The organism is Curtobacterium sp. MCPF17_018 (genome assembly GCF_003234135.1).
In the GTDB taxonomy this organism is placed as follows: Bacteria; Actinomycetota; Actinomycetes; order Actinomycetales; family Microbacteriaceae; genus Curtobacterium; species Curtobacterium flaccumfaciens.
Genome location: NZ_QKSJ01000006.1, coordinates 1 through 16,695 on the forward strand (window position 1 = coordinate 1; position 16,695 = coordinate 16,695).

Genomic DNA, 16,695 nt, shown 5'->3' on the forward strand with positions numbered 1-16,695 from the left:
TCCCGCGTGCTGCGCCGGTGATGAACCAAACTGTGGAGTCAGTCATGGGTGTGCCTTTCGATCGGGAACACCGCAAGTGAACGACGCCGTCACGTCCGGAAACAGACTCCGGCTACACGGTCACTGACAGGGACCCCCTGCCGGCAATCCGGTGACGTACCGTCGGGGCGTGGACATTCAGGCGGAGATTCGCGATTTCCTTACATCGCGGCGGGCCGGGCTCCTGCCGGAGCAGATTGGCCTGCCGGACTTCGGCGGACGCCGCCGAGTTGCTGGGCTGCGCCGTGAGGAAGTGGCCCTCGTCGCCGGGATCAGCACCGAGTACTACACACGCCTTGAACGGGGCAACGCGACCGGCGTCTCTGACAGCGTCCTCGACGGTGTCGCTCGTGCTCTGCTCCTCGACGACGTGGAAGCGGCTCACCTCGTTGACCTTGTTCGAGCCGCCAACGTGCCGACCCACCTTCGGCCGCGGCGCTCTGCGCAGCGATCACAACCGGGCAGCGTGAGTGCGGGGGTGCAGCAGATTGTGGACGGCATGACGGGCATGCCGGTGGTCGTGCAGAACACCACGCTCGACGTGGTCGCGTCGAACCCGCTGGGGCGTGCGTTCTACCTCGACCTGTTCGGTACTCCGAGCCGGCCGGTGAACTTCGGCCGGTACATCTTCCTCGACCCTCGCTCGCGCGTCTTCTACCGCGACTGGGACAGCGTCGCTGAGCAGAGCGTCGCGGTGCTCCGCACTGAGGCGGCCCGTGCCCCGGCGGACCGTGCACTCGCTGCCCTTGTCGGGGAGCTGTCACTGGCAAGCGAGGCGTTCCGCACGCTCTGGGCCAGTCACACCGTGCGGGAGCACCGTGCGGGGGAGAAGCTCGTGCACCACCCGATCGTCGGAGACCTCGACCTGACGTTCGAGTCACTGGACGTCAGCTCTCGAAGCGGGCTCGCCCTGATTACCTACATCGCAGTTTCGGGATCGCCCTCCGACGACAGCCTGCAACTCCTTGCGCACTGGGCTGCGACGAAGGACGCCGCGAGCGTGAAGGAACCCCGAACGACCGAACCATGAGTCGCCTCGTCGTGCCCATCGAAAGGACCCACCCGTGAAGTACACCCGTCTCGGCAACTCCGGACTGAAGGTCAGCAGCATCGCGCTCGGCTGCATGAGCTTCGGCGATCCCGCCAGCGGCCACCTGCAGTGGTCCCTCCCCAAGGACGACGCGCTGCCCTACTTCCGGCAGGCACTCGACCTCGGCATCACCTTCTGGGACACCGCCAACGTCTACTCCTACGGCGATTCCGAACGCATTGTCGGTGAAGCGATCCGCCAGTTCGCCAACCGGGACGAGATCGTCCTGGCAACCAAGGCGCACTTCTCCGACAAGCCAGGCAACGGGCCGGGCCTGCACGTCGCCGGCCTGTCGCGGAAGGCGATCATGCAGCAGATCGACGCGTCCCTGACCCGGCTCGGCACCGACTACGTCGACCTGTACCAGATTCACCGCTTCGACCCGGAGACCCCGATCGAGGAGACGATGGAAGCGCTCCACGACGTCGTCAAGGCCGGTAAGGCCCGCTACATCGGCGCATCCGCGATGTGGACGTGGCAGTTCGCCAACATGCAGCACGCCGCGGACCTGCACGGATGGACCCGGTTCGTGTCCATGCAGGACCAGTACTCCCTGCTGTACCGGGAAGAAGAGCGTGAGATGTTCGGTCTCCTCGCCGACCAGGGCGTCGGCAGCATCCCCTACAGCCCCCTCGCCAAGGGCCGCGTCGCCCGCCCCGCCGGTGAACAGACCAAGCGATCCTCCGACGACCCGGTCGGCAACAGCTTCTTCGCCGACACCGAGCGCGACCGGCCCGTCATCGACGCCGTGCAGCACATCGCCGAAGCACGGAACGTCCCGATGGCGCAGATCGCGATGGCATGGGTCCTCAACAACCCGGTCGTGAGCGCACCCATCATCGGCGCCACAAAGCCACACCACCTCGACGACGCTGCCGCAGCCGTCGACATCGACCTCACTGCGGACGAGGTCACCGCACTCGAGGAGCACTACCAGGTGCGCCCCGCTGGCGGCTTCTGAACGACTACATGCGAGACGACTCGCACGCCAACCACGGCGACAGAGCACCGGCTGACGATCCTCATGCCAGGTCCGACACATCAGAAGGCCCCCACCGTAATGTGGTCGGGGCCTTCTGCTATCCAGAGGACGGACGTGGGTGGAACGCAGGGCTGTTAGCCGACTGATGCCGAGCTAAGTTCGTCCGCTTCTTCGCCGTTAAGCTCACCGACAAGCTCGGCGATCTTCTCCGCGATGACCGCCAATGGGTCTTCCTTCGTACTCAACCCACCACGGGAAGCGAGCATCGGGCTCACCTGGTCCAACTCCTCGAAGGACACCCCATGCAGCACGGGCACCAACAGGCTCCGGCGCAGCAGTGCGCTGAGTTCGCTGCTTGCTACGCTGCGGTCGGTACGAAGCTTGTCGAGCATCGCCGGCGTCACGAGCACGATTCCGATGCGCGAGGTCGCAAGCCCCTTGTCGATGGCTACCCGCATGTCGGTGCCGAGCTTCAGTGTGACCTCGCTGAACCAGACCGACACCTCCTCGCCGCTGAGCAAGTCGTAGAGGTCCTTCGCGTCCGCCTGCCGATCCGGCCACGCGTGGCAGAGAAACACGTCATGAACCTGCGTGCGAGTCGCAACTGCTGCACGGACTGGCTCCAGATCGCGCACTTCCTGTGCCGTGTACGAGACGGAAGACGTACTCGGCTGCCAAGACGGCCGAGCAGTACGCCGGCCCCCTCCCCCGCCGCCGCTGCCGCGACTGATGCCGGCGCTGCTCCGCACTGGAACGGCTGGAGCAGGGAAGGGAGGGTAAGGGCGTGGCGGCGAGTAGCTGTACCGTCCGCGACGGCCGCAGGACGGGCATGCAGCTGCGGCTGCTGAGGACCGGTGACCCCGTACGGGCGCAGTGCAGTAAGACATGCGGCTGATCGTATCCACAGCCACCGACGTGCTTAAGCCGCCCCAGCCGTCCCGCTAGCCGATCGTTCACGGACAGCACACTGCCTCATCGATCGGCTCCAGCGGTAACCCGCGCTGGTCCCCTCAGTCCATCGAGCACCACACGAAGGACAAGCGATTCCTTCGAGGGATGAAGGGACGCCGGGGAGCTGCGGGTCGAATGTGCGATGCCGCAGAGCAGCATCAGGACCTCGCCCGCTCCGACGTCCTTCCGGATCGCACCCTCGTCCCGGGCCCGGTCCAGTAGCACCTTGAGACTCGCTATGAGGGAGTCCCGCAGCTCGGCCGTCCGGGCAGACGCCGGCACCGGGCGAGCGGTGACCCGCTCGAAGAGCGGATCTTCGACGAGCAGCGTGAAGTGCGTCGTCAGGACGTGCTCGAGCTGCCCAGGCTCAGCATCCCGAAGGATGACCCCGAGGGCTTCGAAGCGCTCCCAGACCAGCGCCTCCTCCAACTCACCGACCGTCGCGAAGTGCCGGTAGACGGTCGCCACACCGACATCGGCCGCGCGGGCGACCGCGTTGAGCCCGGGGAGCTCCCCGTCCACGATGAGCTGCCGGGCGGCCTCCTCGATGCGTTCGCGGTTCCGCGCCACGTCTCGACGGACAACATCCATGCCTCAATCCTAGACGGACAGGAGATCCGAACGGATAGGATATCCGAGCGGATGCAGTATCCGCCCGATCCGAACGGACTGACATGAACGACTCCTCCCGCCCCCTCGCTGTCGTCACCGGGGCCAGCTCCGGCATCGGCGAACAGTTCGCCCATCGCTACGCACGAGAAGGACACGACCTCGTGCTCGTCGCTCGGTCCGGCACCGCCCTCCGCGCCCTGGCAGACGAGATCAGCGCCCGCTACAGCGTGGACGCGGTGGCCCACGTCGCTGACCTCACGAAGCCCACGGACGTCGCGACTCTCGTCACCGCCCTCGAGTCCGGCCTCCCGCGACTCGACCACCTCGTGAACTCAGCCGGCGTCGCACCCGAGGGCGACCTCACGGACACCGATGAGGCAGCCCTGCGGCAAGCCATCGACCTCAACGTCACGGCCCTCACACTCCTCACCCAGGCCGCCATCATCCGGATGCGTGCACAGGGGACGGGCACGATCATCAACATCGGCAGCGCCGCCGGCTACCAACCCATGCCGCACTTCGCGGCGTACTCGGCCACGAAGTCCTACGTGATCAACCTCACCGAGGCACTGTCCGAGGAGAACCGACGATTCGGGCTGCGGATCTTCGCCGTCTCGCCGGGAGACACGGACACGGGTATGGGATCCAACCCGTCGACGAACAAGCGCCGACCCGAGCAGGTTGTCGACACCGCCTGGCGCGCCATGGCCGGCGCAGCCCCCTCCGTGGTCGACGGCACCGCGAACACCATCCTCGCGATGCTGTCATCCCGAGTCTTCCCGAAGCGGTTCGGGCTCCGTACCGCCGAACGCATGATGCGCCGCATGATCTAACGCCCCCGCCCCTTCCGCCGCCTCAATAGCCGGTTGGCTACCGAGACGGGTCGGATCGGTCTTGAATCTGACCAGGGTGTGAGAACTCCGAGCTGTCCGACAGCCGACGTCTTCCGAGGCAGTGTCGGGCGGTACACGTCTTACTTGCAAGGCAAGTCTGGTGACGATCAGCCGCCCGGGAAGGGTCGCGTTCAGCGTGCGCCCCCTGCGCACCCTTCCTGTGCCGCGTTCTAATGCGTGGAGGGCTCCTGCTCGACCTCGCGGCGGCCGTCCTCGGACCACAGCGTGTGGAACGTGCCCTCCTTGTCGATGCGCTGGTACGTGTGTGCGCCGAAGAAGTCGCGCTGGCCCTGGATCAGTGCGGCGGGCAGGCGCTCGGAGGCCAGCGAGTCGAAGTAGGACAGCGCGGAGGAGAACCCGGGGGCCGGGACACCCGACGCAGCCGCGATGCCCACGATGCGACGCCACGCGGCTTCGCCTTCGGCGACGGCGTTCGCGAAGTACGGGTCCACCAGGAGCGACTCGAGCTCCGGGTTCTCGTCATACGCCTCGACGATGCGGTTGAGGAACTGTGCGCGGATGATGCAGCCGCCACGCCAGATCTTGGCCATGTCGCCGAGGTTGATGTCCCAGCCGTACTCCTTGGCTCCGGCGATGATGAGGTCGAAGCCCTGCGCGTACGCGACGACCTTCGACGCGTAGAGCGCGGCGCGGACGTCGTCGGCGAACGTGTCCGGCACCTGGGCGATGTCCGGCCGCTTCGTCACGGACTTCTGGACCGCCGCGCGCTGGGACGCCCGCGAGGACACCGCTCGGGCGAACACGGCCTCGCCGATGCCGGAGACCGGGACACCGAGCCCGACCGCGTTCTGCACGGTCCAGACGCCGGTGCCCTTCGATCCGGCGGCATCCCGGATGACGTCCACGAGCGGCTTGCCGGTGTCGGCGTCCTGCTGCTTCAGGATCTCGCCGGTGATCTCGATCAGGTACGACTCCAGGTCGCCCTTGTTCCACTCGTCGAACACCTTCACGAGGTCCTCGACGCTGTAGCCGCCGACGCGACGGAGCAGGTCGTAGGACTCGGCGATGAGCTGCATGTCGGCGTACTCGATGCCGTTGTGCACCATCTTCACGAAGTGCCCGGCGCCGTCGGTGCCGACGTGGACCACGCACGGCTCACCCTCGGCGACGGCCGCGATCGACGTCAGGATCGGCCCGAGGGTCTCCCAGGCCTCGTCCGACCCGCCGGGCATGATCGACGGCCCGTGCAGTGCGCCCTCTTCGCCGCCGGAGATGCCGGTGCCGACGAAGTTGATGCCCTTCTCACGCAGGTCGTGCTCGCGCCGGATGGTGTCGTGGAAGTTCGCGTTGCCGCCGTCGACGATGATGTCGCCCGGTTCGAACCGCTCCGCGAGCTGCGAGATGACGGCGTCCGTGCCCTTCCCGGCCTGGACCATGATGATCGCGGTCCGCGGCTTCGACAGCGACGCCACGAACCCGTCGATGTCCTTGGACGCGATGAAGCCCATGTCCCCGTGCTCCTGCATGAGGTCCTCGGTCCGGGCGTAGGTGCGGTTGTAGACGGCGACGGTGTTCCCCTCACGTGACGCGAGGTTCCGCGCCAGGTTCGAACCCATCACCGCAAGGCCGATGACCCCGATGTTCGCCTGTTCGACAGTGGACATGATGTCTCTCTTTCGTTTTTGCTGGCGCGCAGGACGCGCGATTACGAGTGGTTCGGTGGGTAGTGGTGCCGGACGGCCGCGCGGCCACCCATCGAGTGGAGACGACTTCTCTGGCGTGCACGCGTCGGGACACGTGGCCGTTCGGAGTTACGTCAGGACAGGGTGACGACGACCTTGCCGCTGCCGCTCTCAGCGGCGGTGTGCGCGGCAGCGATGTCAGCCAGGCCGAACTCGCGGTCGACGCGCGGCGTCCAGCCGCCAGCGGCTCCGAGGTCCGCGCCCTGTCGGAGGAGGCCGGACTCGTTGCGGGCATTCGCCTGCAGGGTGCCGTACTGCGTGGCGCCCTGGTGGTCGACGACGGTCACGACGCGAGAAGCGTTGCCGACGATTGCGACGAGGTCGCCCAGCGAGTTCGAAGGGGCGGAGTGCACTGCGGCGTCGACGCCGTGCGGTGCGAGCGCGGCGACGCGGCTGGCGAGGCCATCGCCGTACGTGGTCGGGATGACGCCAATGGCCTGGAGGGCTGCGTGGCTGCTCTCGCGGCCGGTTCCGATGACGGTGGCGCCGGCAGCCAGCGCGAACGCTGCGACGGCGGTTCCGACGGCGCCGGATGCGCCCTCGATCAGGAGTGTCGCACCGTTGAGGTCACCGAGTTCCTGGACTGCTGCGGCGGCGGTGGCGCCGGCGAGGCCTGCTGCGGCGGCCTGCGCGGTGCTCCACTGCTCGGGGACGTGGCTCCATGCGGTGAGGACGGCGAACTCGGCTGTGGTGTCGCTGACACCGCCGAGGCCGAAGACGACGTCGCCGACCTTGGTGTCGGTCACGCCGGCACCGACCTCGTCGACCACGCCGACGGCGTCACGGCCGGGAACGGCGGGCAGGTTCAGGGGCAGGAACTCAGCGAGCTGGCCGGCGCGCAGGAGGACATCGATTGGGTTGACGCTCGCGGCCTGGACCACGATGCGGACAGCGCCTTCGCCGGCGTGGGGCTCGGGAGCGTCCTCGATCACGAGGACATCGGGGGATCCGTAGGAGTGGAAGCGGGCAGCGCGCATGGACTTGGTTCTCTCTGTGGGAAGGCACGGCAGCGAATGCTTGCCGCGGAAAGGAACGTTAGTGCTGTTTCATTTCCGTGGCAAGTAACTTAGACTGGGCACGTGACAGACGACCGCCTTTCCCCTCAGGAAGACCGCACCTGGGCCCTGCTGGTCGGTGTGATGATGTGGCTTCCCGCGGAACTCGACACCTGGCTCGAGGGCGTCGCCGATCTCAGCCACGCGGAGTTCGGTGTCCTGCGCTGTCTCTCGACGAGCGAGGATCGCGAAATCCACATGAGCCGGCTCGCTGCGACGGCGAGCGTCACCCCTTCCCACCTGTCACGCATCGTCGGCCGGCTGGAACGTCGCGGGCTCCTGCTGCGCAGCACCGACCCGGCCGACGCGCGGCGGACCCTGGCGCGCTTGACCGAGTCCGGAGCCACGCTAATCAACGAGGTCGAGCCTGGCTACGTCGCGCAAGTTCGCGAGCGTGTCTTCGGGCTGCTGGGCGCCGACCAGATGAACCAGCTCGAGGACCTGGCGGAGGCGATCCTCACCCCGCTTCGCGGCGAGTGCATCGAACTGCTGCCGCCTCGCGCAGCACGATCACGATAACCAAGCGACAACCCCGGCCGACCATGGCCGGTCTCGACATACGATGGTGGCCGAGACAGTCGAGCTACTGACGCCGGGCGTCGGGGCGCAATCGCGAGTTCTCGGTGCTGGAGCTAGCCCCGCTGCGTTGCCGGGGGCGTAGGCGTCTTGTCTAAGGCGCGTCGGATTGACGAGGCGCCGCCCTGCAGAGTGGTGGCGATCGTGTCCCATGTCGCATCCTCTGTGCGCATCTGGCGCGCTACCGCGATGGGGTCGGGGGTCATGACAGTTGGACGTCCGCCGCGGCGTCCTCGAGCAGCCGCCGCGGCCAAGCCGGCGCGCGTGCGGTCGGAGATGATGCGTCCATTCATCTGCGCGAAGGCGGCGCAGATGTGGAAGAACAGCTCTCCTCCTGCGGTCGTGGTGTCGAAGGGCTCGGTCAGGGACCGGAACTCGACCCCGCGTTCTGACAGCTCGGTGACGATCGTGACGACGTCCGTCATGGACCGTCCGAGGCGGTCCGTGGAGTAGACCAGCAGGACGTCGCCCGTTCGGAGGTACTGCAGACACTCCGTGTGTAGCCGATGACCGCCATGCTTGCCGTCCGTACCCGTTCTGCTGACCTGCCCCTCGGATGCCTCGCTCGGGGCGGTAGTCCGAGATCTGCGCGGCGCTGGCGCCAGGCGCACTTCGTGACATCAAGCGCGGGTCCACGAGTTGGTCAAAGCCCCGCTCCTCGTCCGTCTCTTTCCTGACAGGTGTCGCCTGGAGCGGGCCACACTGGCCACATGACCGACTCTGGCATCGCGTCTCCGACCAACCCGCGGCACGACCGGCAGATCGGCCGACGGGACGTCACCCAGTGGCGCTCCCGCACCGGGCGACGGCTGGCGTCGGGACACCAGAGCGTCGCGCAGCGGGTCGGTGCCAGGCGGGCCCTCGTCGCGACCCTCACCGTTGGTGGGGGTATCGCCGTCGCTGCGACCGCCGGGGCGGCCTGGATCTACGACGGCGTAACGGGTCGGGACGGCATCGCCAGTCTGGACCGGCCGGCGCTGGCGCGGGCGAAAGCGATGCGCTCCCCAGTCATCAACGGTGCTGCGGCCGCGATCGCCCACGTGTTTGGACCGGTCGCGATGCCGGCTCTTACCGTCGGAGCCGCCGTCGTGTTCGCCCTGCGAGACCGTCGCGCGAGCCCGGTGGCCCTCCTCGTCGCAGCGGGCGCCGGTTCGCTCTCGATGACCCTGCTCGGCAAGGACCTCATCAAGCGCAACCGTCCGCACCGCCGCGACGCGATCCCTCCGTTCGAGAGGTCACCGTCGTTCCCGTCCGGGCACACCCTGAACACGACGACGATCCTCGGTGTGCTCGCCTACCTGCTGGCGCTTCGGCAGGAGCGGAACGGCCCGCAGGTCGCAGTAATCAGTGCTGCCGCCGGCGCAACGTTGACGGTGGGGTTATCTCGGGTGTTGCTTGGCGCGCACTGGTTCACTGACGTCGCGGTCGGGTGGGTCATCGGCGCGGGCTGGCTGTCCATGATTATCACCAGTCACCGCCTGTACCTCAGCACCCAGGACGACGACACTGTCCCCGAATGACCGGCGGCCCCCAGTTGCACTCCTGGGAACCGCCGGGTAAGGCGTCGGTACTTTGAGGCACGCAGAAGGCGTGTGTAAGTGACGAAGGGAACGGCCATGGGACTCGACGACAAGATCAAGAACGCCGCACAGGACATCAGCGGCAAGGGCAAGGAAGCCATTGGCGAGCACCAGGACGACGACAGCCTCAAGGCTGAGGGCCAGAAGGACCAGACCGCCGCATCGGCGAAGAAGGTCGGCGAGGACGTCAAGGACGTCTTCAAGTAACTCGCCACGCGACAGATGGCCCGTCTTCTGCAGGAGACGGGCCATCTGCATTGGAGGGGCGGGTTAGACGGTCGTAGCGTCGTCGACCTCGCCGACGAGCTCCTCGATGATGTCCTCCAGGAACAGCACGCCCGTCGTCGTCCCATCCGTTTCCACGGAGCGTGCGACGTGGGCGCCGACACGACGCATCGCCGCCAGTGCATCCTCCAGGTCAGCATGACGGGACACCGCGCCGAGGCGACGGATCCGCTTCTCCGGCACCGGAGCAATGAATGCATCGTGGCCGGTGAGGTCCATCACGTCCTTCAAGTGCAGGTACCCCGTTGGGCTGCCTTCACCGTCGGCGAGGACGTACCGGGAGTAGCCGCGGGTCGCGACCGCCTTCTGCACGTCGGCCGGGGTGGCGCCGGGGCTGAGCTGCACCATCTCGGCCAGCGGCACCTCGACGTGTCGCACCTTTCGGGTGGTGAACTCGAACGCCGCTGTCAACGTGCCGGATGTGTCTGCGAGGGTGCCCTCCCGAGTGGACTGCTCGACGATCGTCGCGACCTCATCGAGCGTGTAGGAACTCGTTGCTTCGTCCTTCGGCGTAACACGGAACAATCGCAAGGCGCTGTTCGCGATGCCGTTCAAGGACCAGATAACCGGTTTGAAGATGCGGGCGACGAACACTAGCGGCGGTGCCAGGAGCAGCGCTGCGCGGTCCGGCACGGAGAACGCAAGATTTTTCGGGATCATCTCCCCAACGACGACGTGCAGGAACGTCACGAGGATCAACGCCACAACGAACGCGATGATGCTGATCGTCTCCGCCGTGAGAGTCGTGAAGCCGAGCGGTATTTCCAGCAGGTGGTGAATCGCTGGCTCGGAGACGTTGAGGATCACGAGGGAGCAGACGGTGATGCCGAGCTGGCTCGTCGCAAGCATCAGCGTTGCGTGTTCCATTGCCCACAGCGTCGTTTTCGCCGCTTTGCTGCCGGCTTCGGCGCGGGGTTCAATCTGGGAACGCCTGGCGCTGATGACGGCGAACTCAGCGCCGACGAAGAAGCCATTGACGACCAGGAGCACGACGAGCCAAATGATGCCGGGGGCGTACTCACTCATGAATCAAGCCTTCCTTCAGTGACGCGACAACGCGGTCATGTTCGCTCGCTGGTGCGGCGACCAGGTCGTCCGGACCCGGTGTCGGGGTGAAGCGCAGCCGTTCCAGGCGACCGCTGGCGACGCGTTCCACTCGGAGCGTTCCCGTGTCGATTCGCACCTCGTCGCCGACCTCGGGCAACCGGTCGAGACGGTCGATGACGAACCCAGCGACCGTTTCGTAGTCGCCGTCTTCGGGAACGCGGATCTGCGCCCGATCGGCCAGTTCGTCTGGACGGAGGCCCCCATCGAAGAGGATCGTGCCGGCCTGACGGACGATGCCGGCGCGTGCGCGGTCGTGTTCGTCCTCAAGTTCGCCGACGAGTTCCTCGACGACGTCCTCCAACGTCACCAGCCCTGCGGTGCCGCCGAACTCGTCGCTCACGATCGCGATTTGCAGCCCGCCCTTCCGAAGGAACCCGAGCAGGCTGTCCGTCCCCATAGTCTCAGGAACGAATCGTGCCTCCGACATCAGTTCCGTCGCCACGACGGTTTCGCGGTCACGGATGGGGACAGCAAAGGCGCTTTTGACGTGCACGACGCCCACGATGTCGTCGCTGTCACCCCCGACGACAGGGAAACGGGAGAACCCCGACGACAGGGCCGTTTGCACGACGTCCGCGGCTGAGCCGGTCGATGCGATGGTCGTCATCCGAACGCGCGGTGTCATGACTCCAGACGCGTCATGTTGAGAGAACAGCAGGGTCCGGCCGAGAAGCGTCGCGTGATCCTGGTCAAGTTGCCCCTCGAGCGCCGAACGGCGAACCAACGAGGAGAGCTCCTCGGCGGAACGGGCACCGGAGATCTCTTCCTTCGGTTCGACGCCCATGGCGCGGATCGCAGTGTTCGCGGTGTTGTTGAACAGCAAGATCAGCGGCTTGAACACCGCCGTGAACGCCGCCTGGAACGGAACGACGACCTTCGCGGTCGCCAGCGGCAACGCGAGGGCGAAGTTCTTCGGCACGAGTTCGCCGATGATCATGGAGAACAACGTTGCCAGGACCACGCCGGCGATGCTGCCCGCCACCGGAACCACGCCGGCCGGGACGCCAACCGCTCCGAGGGGACCGCTGAGCAGTGAACTGATGGCGGGCTCGAACGTGTACCCGGTCAGCAGCGTTGTCAACGTGATGCCGAGCTGCGCACCGGACAAGTGCGTCGACGTGATCCGGAGCGCCTTGATCGTCGGCCCGAGACGCTTCTCACCACGCCCCTGCCGGGCTTCGAGGTCACCCCGGTCGAGGTTAACCAGTGAGAACTCGGACGCGACAAACAAGCCGGTACCGACGGTCAGGACGAGGCCGATAGCGACCAGGATCCAGTCATTCATGCCGCCCCTCCCCGTTGTGGACGACCGCGGTGACGGTCAGGCGTGGGAGGGGCCATCGCAAGTGACCAGGAAAAGCTGTCATATTGCACAGGATAGAGAGCAACGCAGAGCTTCGACTGTCAAGTCACCGAAGGACGCCGCAGCGACAGACGGCAACCATGCGCAGCGGCCGAGACAGTCGAGGCACTGACGCCGAGCGTCCGGGCGCAATCGCGAGTTCTCGTTAGCGGAGCTTCAGGCCCGCTGCGTTGCCGGGGACGTAGGCGTCTTGTCTAAGACGCGTCGGATTGACGAGGCGCCGACCTGCAGAGTGGTGGCGATCGTGTCCCGTGTCGCACCCTCTGTGCGCATCTGGCGCGCTACCGCGATGCGGTCGGGGGTCATGACAGTTGGACGTCCGCCGCGGCGAGGTCTTCGCCCTCGACGTCCGTCGCGCAACGCCGGCCCCTCGATCCCATCGCAGTTGCTTCGCGCGAGCTGTGACAGAGCCCTGACGATTCCGTGACGTAGCAGCTGGATGGTCTGTTCCGAGCCGCCCGACTGGAGGGCGGAGAAGGAGCACCGATGACCAGCAGAGATCTGCAGGAACACCGCCCTGGCCTGACAGCAGCAGGCTCCGAGCAGTGGCAGCGTTTCCCAGCGTTCGATGCTCTGCGTGCCGTCGGCTTGGTCGCGGTGATCGTCTTCCACGTCGCACCCGCAGTGCTGCCTGGTGGGTACGCGGGGGTGGATCTGTTTTTCGTGATCAGCGGTTTCCTCATTACGACGCTGCTCCTTCGCGAGTACCAGCGCACCGGCGAGATTCGCTTGGGGCTGTTCTTCCGTCGGCGAGCTCGGCGACTGGTGCCGGCAGCGGTCGTTGTCGTGGCGATGGCAACGACAGCCGCCGCGATGCTGGGTGGTGACGTCCTGGTCGGAGTGCCGGCACAACTGGTGGGTGTTGCGACGTTCTCGAGCAACTGGCAGCAGCTCCTCGCCGGGAGCGACTACTTCGCGCACAGTCGCACCGGGCTGTTTGACAACTTCTGGTCACTGGCGATCGAGGAGCAGTTCTACCTCGTCTGGCCGGTCATGCTTCTGCTCACCCTTCGGCGCCATCGCACGATGGCCGGACGGTGGATGTGGGTCGCCATCGTCCTCGCCGCGGTCGTTCCGGTCGTTCTCGGTGCGGCCGGGCACCTCGACGCGGCCTACCTCGCGACTCCGGCGCATGCGTTCGGTCTGCTGCTGGGCAGCGCTCTGGCGGTGATGTGCGAAAAGAGCACGTCAGCTGCTACACCGACGGCGCTGGTTGCGACCGCGTGGACGGTGCTGGGCGCGGTGGCGCTGCTGGCGTTCGTCGTCCTCGCCGCCGCCCCGTTCGCAGCAGTACCGACGCACCGACCAGTGACCACGATTTTCGGCGCACTCCTTGGCGCGGTGATGATCCTTGCCGCTGTCCGCGGGTCCGAACGCGTCGGGACGTGGCTTGATGCCGGCCCGCTCGGGTGGTTGGGGCGCCGCTCGTACGGCGCCTACCTGTGGCACCTCCCGCTGATCGTGTTGGCCGACGCGGCCCTCCCCGGATCGGCGGCATCAGGCAACGTCACTGGCAGACTCACCGCCGTCGCGGCGACCCTCGTCCTCGCAGCAGTGAGCTACCGGTGGGTCGAGTCGGAGGTGCGCCATGTGGGGTTCCGTGCGCTGCTGCGCCGCCCGAAGGCGCTTGGATGCGCTGCGATCGTCGTCGTCGCGCTGGCCGGGTCGACGGTGCACGTCGCACGGACCGCCCCAACCCAGACCACCGTCGAGAACGCGATCGGCCAGACCGATCAGCCCTCGTCCGGTTCCGGGCCGTCGACGTCCACGCAACCGCAACAGACCGATGGGGAAGAGCATGCTGCCGGCGGGGACATGGTCGCGATCGGTGACTCCGTGATGCTCGCGTCGAAGTACGAACTCGAGCAGACCTTCCCCGGGATCACCGTCGACGCGGTTGAGAGCCGTCAACTGACCACAGCACCGGAGCTGGTCCGCTCGCACCTGAAAGCGCACCCGAACGCACAGGTCGTGGTAATCGGGTTGGGCGTGAACGGCGTCGGCGGCGAGTCCGACCTAGACGCTGCAATTGTGGCAGCCGGTGACCGACAGGTGGTTCTGGTGGACGTGTCCGCCCCGGTCTCGTGGGAGTCCACCGTCAATGCCGCCATCGACCAGGTTGCAAGCACACACACCAACGTGCATGTCGCTGACTGGCGTTCCGAGGCCCGCTCGCACCCGGAGCTCATCGCCAGCGACGGCATCCATCCCGGAGACGCCGGCGGTAAGCTGTACGCCGCGGAGATCAAAGCGGCCCTCGCGCGGGGCCGGTGAGGGGAAGACCCATGCGGATCCTGCTCGTCGACGACGACCCCGAGATCCGGCTCGGATTCACCGCAGCACTCAAGCGCCGCGGCCATCAGGTCGTCACCGCAGCCTCGGTCGAGAGCGCACTGTCCCTCGCCGGAACGGTTGCTCCGGACGTCGGCGTGATCGACGTAATGTTGCCCGACGGGGACGGATTCTCCCTGTGCCGAGCAATCCGAACGCGTTGGGGATTTCCCACCGTGATGCTCACCGCACGCGATGAAGACGTCGACGTCGTCGGCGGGCTCGAAGCCGGTGCGGACGACTACATCGTCAAACCGGTCAGCGCACCAGTCCTCGAAGCTCGCCTCCGGGCCGTCCTGCGCCGCAGCAGCACGACTGAGCGCACCGCTCGTGAGCCCGTCGTCACGATCAGTGATCTCGAGATTGACGAAGCCGCCGCCGAAGCACGAGTGAAGGGGACGGCGCTGACGCTGTCAGCAACGGAGTTCCGGCTCCTCGCCGAGCTGGCTCGCAATCACGGGCAGGCCCTCAGCCGCGAGCACCTCATCGACGAAGTCTGGCGAGAGAACCCGCCGAACACACCCCGAGTCGTCGACACGGCGATGCAGCGTCTACGCGCCCGGCTCGCGGAGGCGGACCTGCACGAGCCGTCACTCGAGACGCTCCGCGGGTTCGGGTACCGCCTCCGATGACCCGTCCGCGGAAGCTGCTGAGTTTGCGGGCGGTGCTGGTCTTGGTGCTCGTGCTCAGCACAGCGTTGGTGTCCACCATGACGGCAACGGCGCTCGTGCTCGCAGCACGCGCCAACATCTTCGAAGCACGTCAGAACGTGCTCCTCGACCAGTTCCGGGACACCACCGACACGTTGATCAAGCAGATCAGCGCCCAGGACGACAGCATCACGCTCGAGTACCGGTCGCAGAACCTCCCCGGCAGAACGAGCATCATCGACCTGACGTCGAAACGCGCATACGGCGCCCTCACCAGACAAGACATCCCAGCCGCCATCAGCGACGGCTGGTCGGACCCTTCCGGCGCGGTGCGGTTCCTCCGCATCAACGAACCGCGCGGTCCGACGTTCTACATTGGCACCGTCACCTCCACCCTGCCCAGGGACCCCGGCGCACGGGTCGCGATCGTCACAGCGTTCTCCCTCGCTCCGGAACGCGCCCAGGTGCAACACCTCGTCAGTGTCGCTGCGCTGATCGGTCTCGGCGCCGTGCTCCTCGCCGTCGTCATCGCCATCTGGCTGGGTACGCTCCTGACTCGGCCGATCCGACGCCTGGCGGAACGAGCACGACACCTCGGCCAGGACAGTGCGGCCGAGCCAGCGCTCCGGTCCCGATTCCGCGACGTCGATGATGTCGCCCGCGCGCTCCACGACTCAGCAACATCCCTGAACGCGAGCATTGACGAGCTCCGCCGACGAGAAGGGCACGCCCGCCGCCTGGTCAGCGATGTCGCCCACGAGCTGCGCACGCCGCTGACCTCGATGATGGCGGTATCCGAGATCCTCGACGACTTCGCCGACGCCGACCCGGAGGACCGGGACGTCGCGATCGGAATCACCCGCCGCGGGACCGACCGGCTTAGCGCACTGGTCAACGAGGTCTTGGAACTGTCGAGGATAGACGCCGGGGTGCGCCGCGTGGACTCGTCACCGGTCGACCTCGGTGAGCTTCTACAGGACGTCGTCGATCTCTCAGCCCCCACGGAAGACGTCACGGTCGAATGCCCACCCGGAACGGTGTTGCAGACGGATCCGTCGCTTCTCCGGAAGATCGTCTCGAACCTCATCACGAACGCAGTTCGGCACGGAACACCTCCGATCTCCATCGTTGCGACCGTGGGCGACGAGGTGCAGGTTCGTGTTATCGATACGGGTACCGGTATCGCGTCAGCAGACACTGACCGGGTATTCGACCGCTTCACAATGCTCGACGCGGGCCGACGCGACCAGGACAGCACCGGTATCGGGCTCGCAATCGCACGGGAGGCAGCACAGCTCCTCGGCGGCAATCTCGTCCTGGAATCGACGGCACCGACCACGTTCCTCCTCACGCTGCCGCGAACCCTTCCGGCGCTGTAGCAGGCGGACGACTGAGCTGATTCAGGCGCCGTGACGGAGTTGACACGCTCTTGCAACGTTTCCCTGACGCCAGCAACCCAGGGTGGTCCCGTTCGGAGA

At 66.7% G+C, this 16,695-nt stretch carries 16 protein-coding genes; 9 read left to right on the plus strand and 7 right to left on the minus strand.

From position 1 onward, the window contains the following. Positions 1 to 169: 169 nt before the first annotated feature. Together DEJ27_RS08295 and DEJ27_RS08300 are read left to right on the plus strand one after the other, a co-directional pair. Positions 170 to 1,069: a helix-turn-helix domain-containing protein gene (locus tag DEJ27_RS08295; RefSeq protein ID WP_111090704.1), complete on the plus strand. Its 900-nt coding sequence runs from the start codon at positions 170 to 172 to the stop codon at positions 1,067 to 1,069. A gap of 34 nt (positions 1,070 to 1,103) precedes the next feature. Further along, positions 1,104 to 2,090, plus strand: a complete 987-nt coding sequence (locus DEJ27_RS08300; protein ID WP_111090705.1) for an aldo/keto reductase — start codon at positions 1,104 to 1,106, stop codon at positions 2,088 to 2,090. A 155-nt stretch (positions 2,091 to 2,245) separates the two neighbouring features. On the opposite strand, the gene DEJ27_RS08305 is transcribed toward DEJ27_RS08300, so the two are convergent. Both DEJ27_RS08305 and DEJ27_RS08310 read right to left on the minus strand, forming a co-directional pair. Beyond that, on the minus strand, positions 2,246 to 2,746 hold the full coding sequence (locus DEJ27_RS08305) for a toll/interleukin-1 receptor domain-containing protein (protein WP_220035383.1): 501 nt from the start codon (positions 2,744 to 2,746) through the stop codon (positions 2,246 to 2,248). A gap of 337 nt (positions 2,747 to 3,083) precedes the next feature. Continuing rightward, on the minus strand, positions 3,084 to 3,653 hold the full coding sequence (locus DEJ27_RS08310) for a TetR/AcrR family transcriptional regulator (RefSeq protein ID WP_111090706.1): 570 nt from the start codon (positions 3,651 to 3,653) through the stop codon (positions 3,084 to 3,086). Positions 3,654 to 3,736: 83 nt separating this feature from the next. Between DEJ27_RS08310 and DEJ27_RS08315 the strand changes: the two genes are divergently transcribed. Next, positions 3,737 to 4,507, plus strand: a complete 771-nt coding sequence (locus tag DEJ27_RS08315) for an SDR family oxidoreductase (RefSeq protein WP_111090707.1) — start codon at positions 3,737 to 3,739, stop codon at positions 4,505 to 4,507. Positions 4,508 to 4,737: 230 nt separating this feature from the next. On the opposite strand, the gene gndA is transcribed toward DEJ27_RS08315, so the two are convergent. Together gndA and DEJ27_RS08325 are read right to left on the minus strand one after the other, a co-directional pair. Continuing rightward, positions 4,738 to 6,192, minus strand: coding sequence for an NADP-dependent phosphogluconate dehydrogenase (gndA, locus tag DEJ27_RS08320; protein WP_111090708.1), 1,455 nt, complete (start codon positions 6,190 to 6,192; stop codon positions 4,738 to 4,740). A gap of 152 nt (positions 6,193 to 6,344) precedes the next feature. Continuing rightward, on the minus strand, positions 6,345 to 7,247 hold the full coding sequence (locus tag DEJ27_RS08325; protein WP_111090709.1) for an alcohol dehydrogenase catalytic domain-containing protein: 903 nt from the start codon (positions 7,245 to 7,247) through the stop codon (positions 6,345 to 6,347). A gap of 102 nt (positions 7,248 to 7,349) precedes the next feature. On the opposite strand from DEJ27_RS08325, the gene DEJ27_RS08330 reads away from it, so the two are divergent. Continuing rightward, positions 7,350 to 7,844 carry a MarR family winged helix-turn-helix transcriptional regulator gene (locus tag DEJ27_RS08330; protein ID WP_258370315.1) on the plus strand — a complete coding sequence of 165 codons (495 nt, stop codon included), beginning with the start codon at positions 7,350 to 7,352 and terminating at the stop codon, positions 7,842 to 7,844. 113 nt (positions 7,845 to 7,957) lie between these two features. On the opposite strand, the gene DEJ27_RS08335 is transcribed toward DEJ27_RS08330, so the two are convergent. Further along, positions 7,958 to 8,512 carry a recombinase family protein gene (locus tag DEJ27_RS08335; RefSeq protein ID WP_111090710.1) on the minus strand — a complete coding sequence of 185 codons (555 nt, stop codon included), beginning with the start codon at positions 8,510 to 8,512 and terminating at the stop codon, positions 7,958 to 7,960. A gap of 99 nt (positions 8,513 to 8,611) precedes the next feature. Between DEJ27_RS08335 and DEJ27_RS08340 the strand changes: the two genes are divergently transcribed. Further along, a complete protein-coding gene (locus DEJ27_RS08340; RefSeq protein WP_111090711.1) occupies positions 8,612 to 9,421 on the plus strand; it encodes a phosphatase PAP2 family protein in 810 nt (269 codons plus the stop codon). Between the two features lie 96 nt (positions 9,422 to 9,517). Continuing rightward, entirely contained in the window at positions 9,518 to 9,688 is a 171-nt protein-coding gene (locus DEJ27_RS08345; protein WP_111090712.1) for a CsbD family protein, read from the plus strand. A gap of 63 nt (positions 9,689 to 9,751) precedes the next feature. On the opposite strand, the gene DEJ27_RS08350 is transcribed toward DEJ27_RS08345, so the two are convergent. Both DEJ27_RS08350 and DEJ27_RS08355 read right to left on the minus strand, forming a co-directional pair. Beyond that, entirely contained in the window at positions 9,752 to 10,792 is a 1,041-nt protein-coding gene (locus tag DEJ27_RS08350; protein ID WP_111090713.1) for a hemolysin family protein, read from the minus strand. After that, positions 10,785 to 12,158: a hemolysin family protein gene (locus tag DEJ27_RS08355; RefSeq protein WP_111090714.1), complete on the minus strand. Its 1,374-nt coding sequence runs from the start codon at positions 12,156 to 12,158 to the stop codon at positions 10,785 to 10,787. The genes DEJ27_RS08350 and DEJ27_RS08355 overlap by 8 nt, the downstream gene beginning before the upstream one ends. A 564-nt stretch (positions 12,159 to 12,722) precedes the next feature. Here DEJ27_RS08355 and DEJ27_RS08360 point away from each other — a divergent pair. Genes DEJ27_RS08360 through DEJ27_RS08370 form a run of 3 tightly spaced genes read left to right on the plus strand, consistent with a single transcriptional unit; the run spans position 12,723 to position 16,596 of the window. Then, on the plus strand, positions 12,723 to 14,510 hold the full coding sequence (locus tag DEJ27_RS08360; protein WP_111090715.1) for an acyltransferase family protein: 1,788 nt from the start codon (positions 12,723 to 12,725) through the stop codon (positions 14,508 to 14,510). Positions 14,511 to 14,521: 11 nt separating this feature from the next. Continuing rightward, positions 14,522 to 15,199: a response regulator transcription factor gene (locus tag DEJ27_RS08365; RefSeq protein ID WP_111090716.1), complete on the plus strand. Its 678-nt coding sequence runs from the start codon at positions 14,522 to 14,524 to the stop codon at positions 15,197 to 15,199. After that, the gene (locus tag DEJ27_RS08370; protein WP_111090717.1) at positions 15,196 to 16,596 is read left to right on the plus strand and encodes a cell wall metabolism sensor histidine kinase WalK; all 1,401 of its coding nucleotides are present in this window, start codon (positions 15,196 to 15,198) and stop codon (positions 16,594 to 16,596) included. Before DEJ27_RS08365 ends, DEJ27_RS08370 begins: the two co-directional genes overlap by 4 nt. Positions 16,597 to 16,695: the final 99 nt, after the last annotated feature.

Bases quoted from the DNA above. Each gene is read 5' to 3' on its own strand.
- DEJ27_RS08350 (WP_111090713.1), bottom strand. From the start codon at position 10,792: ATGAGTGAGTACGCCCCCGGCATCATTTGGCTCGTCGTGCTCCTGGTC.
- DEJ27_RS08370 (WP_111090717.1), top strand. From the start codon at position 15,196: ATGACCCGTCCGCGGAAGCTGCTGAGTTTGCGGGCGGTGCTGGTCTTG.
- DEJ27_RS08355 (WP_111090714.1), bottom strand. From the start codon at position 12,158: ATGAATGACTGGATCCTGGTCGCTATCGGCCTCGTCCTGACCGTCGGT.
- DEJ27_RS08315 (WP_111090707.1), top strand. From the start codon at position 3,737: ATGAACGACTCCTCCCGCCCCCTCGCTGTCGTCACCGGGGCCAGCTCC.
- DEJ27_RS08345 (WP_111090712.1), top strand. From the start codon at position 9,518: ATGGGACTCGACGACAAGATCAAGAACGCCGCACAGGACATCAGCGGC.
- DEJ27_RS08340 (WP_111090711.1), top strand. From the start codon at position 8,612: ATGACCGACTCTGGCATCGCGTCTCCGACCAACCCGCGGCACGACCGG.
- DEJ27_RS08310 (WP_111090706.1), bottom strand. From the start codon at position 3,653: ATGGATGTTGTCCGTCGAGACGTGGCGCGGAACCGCGAACGCATCGAG.
- gndA (WP_111090708.1), bottom strand. From the start codon at position 6,192: ATGTCCACTGTCGAACAGGCGAACATCGGGGTCATCGGCCTTGCGGTG.
- DEJ27_RS08365 (WP_111090716.1), top strand. From the start codon at position 14,522: ATGCGGATCCTGCTCGTCGACGACGACCCCGAGATCCGGCTCGGATTC.
- DEJ27_RS08360 (WP_111090715.1), top strand. From the start codon at position 12,723: ATGACCAGCAGAGATCTGCAGGAACACCGCCCTGGCCTGACAGCAGCA.
- DEJ27_RS08325 (WP_111090709.1), bottom strand. From the start codon at position 7,247: ATGCGCGCTGCCCGCTTCCACTCCTACGGATCCCCCGATGTCCTCGTG.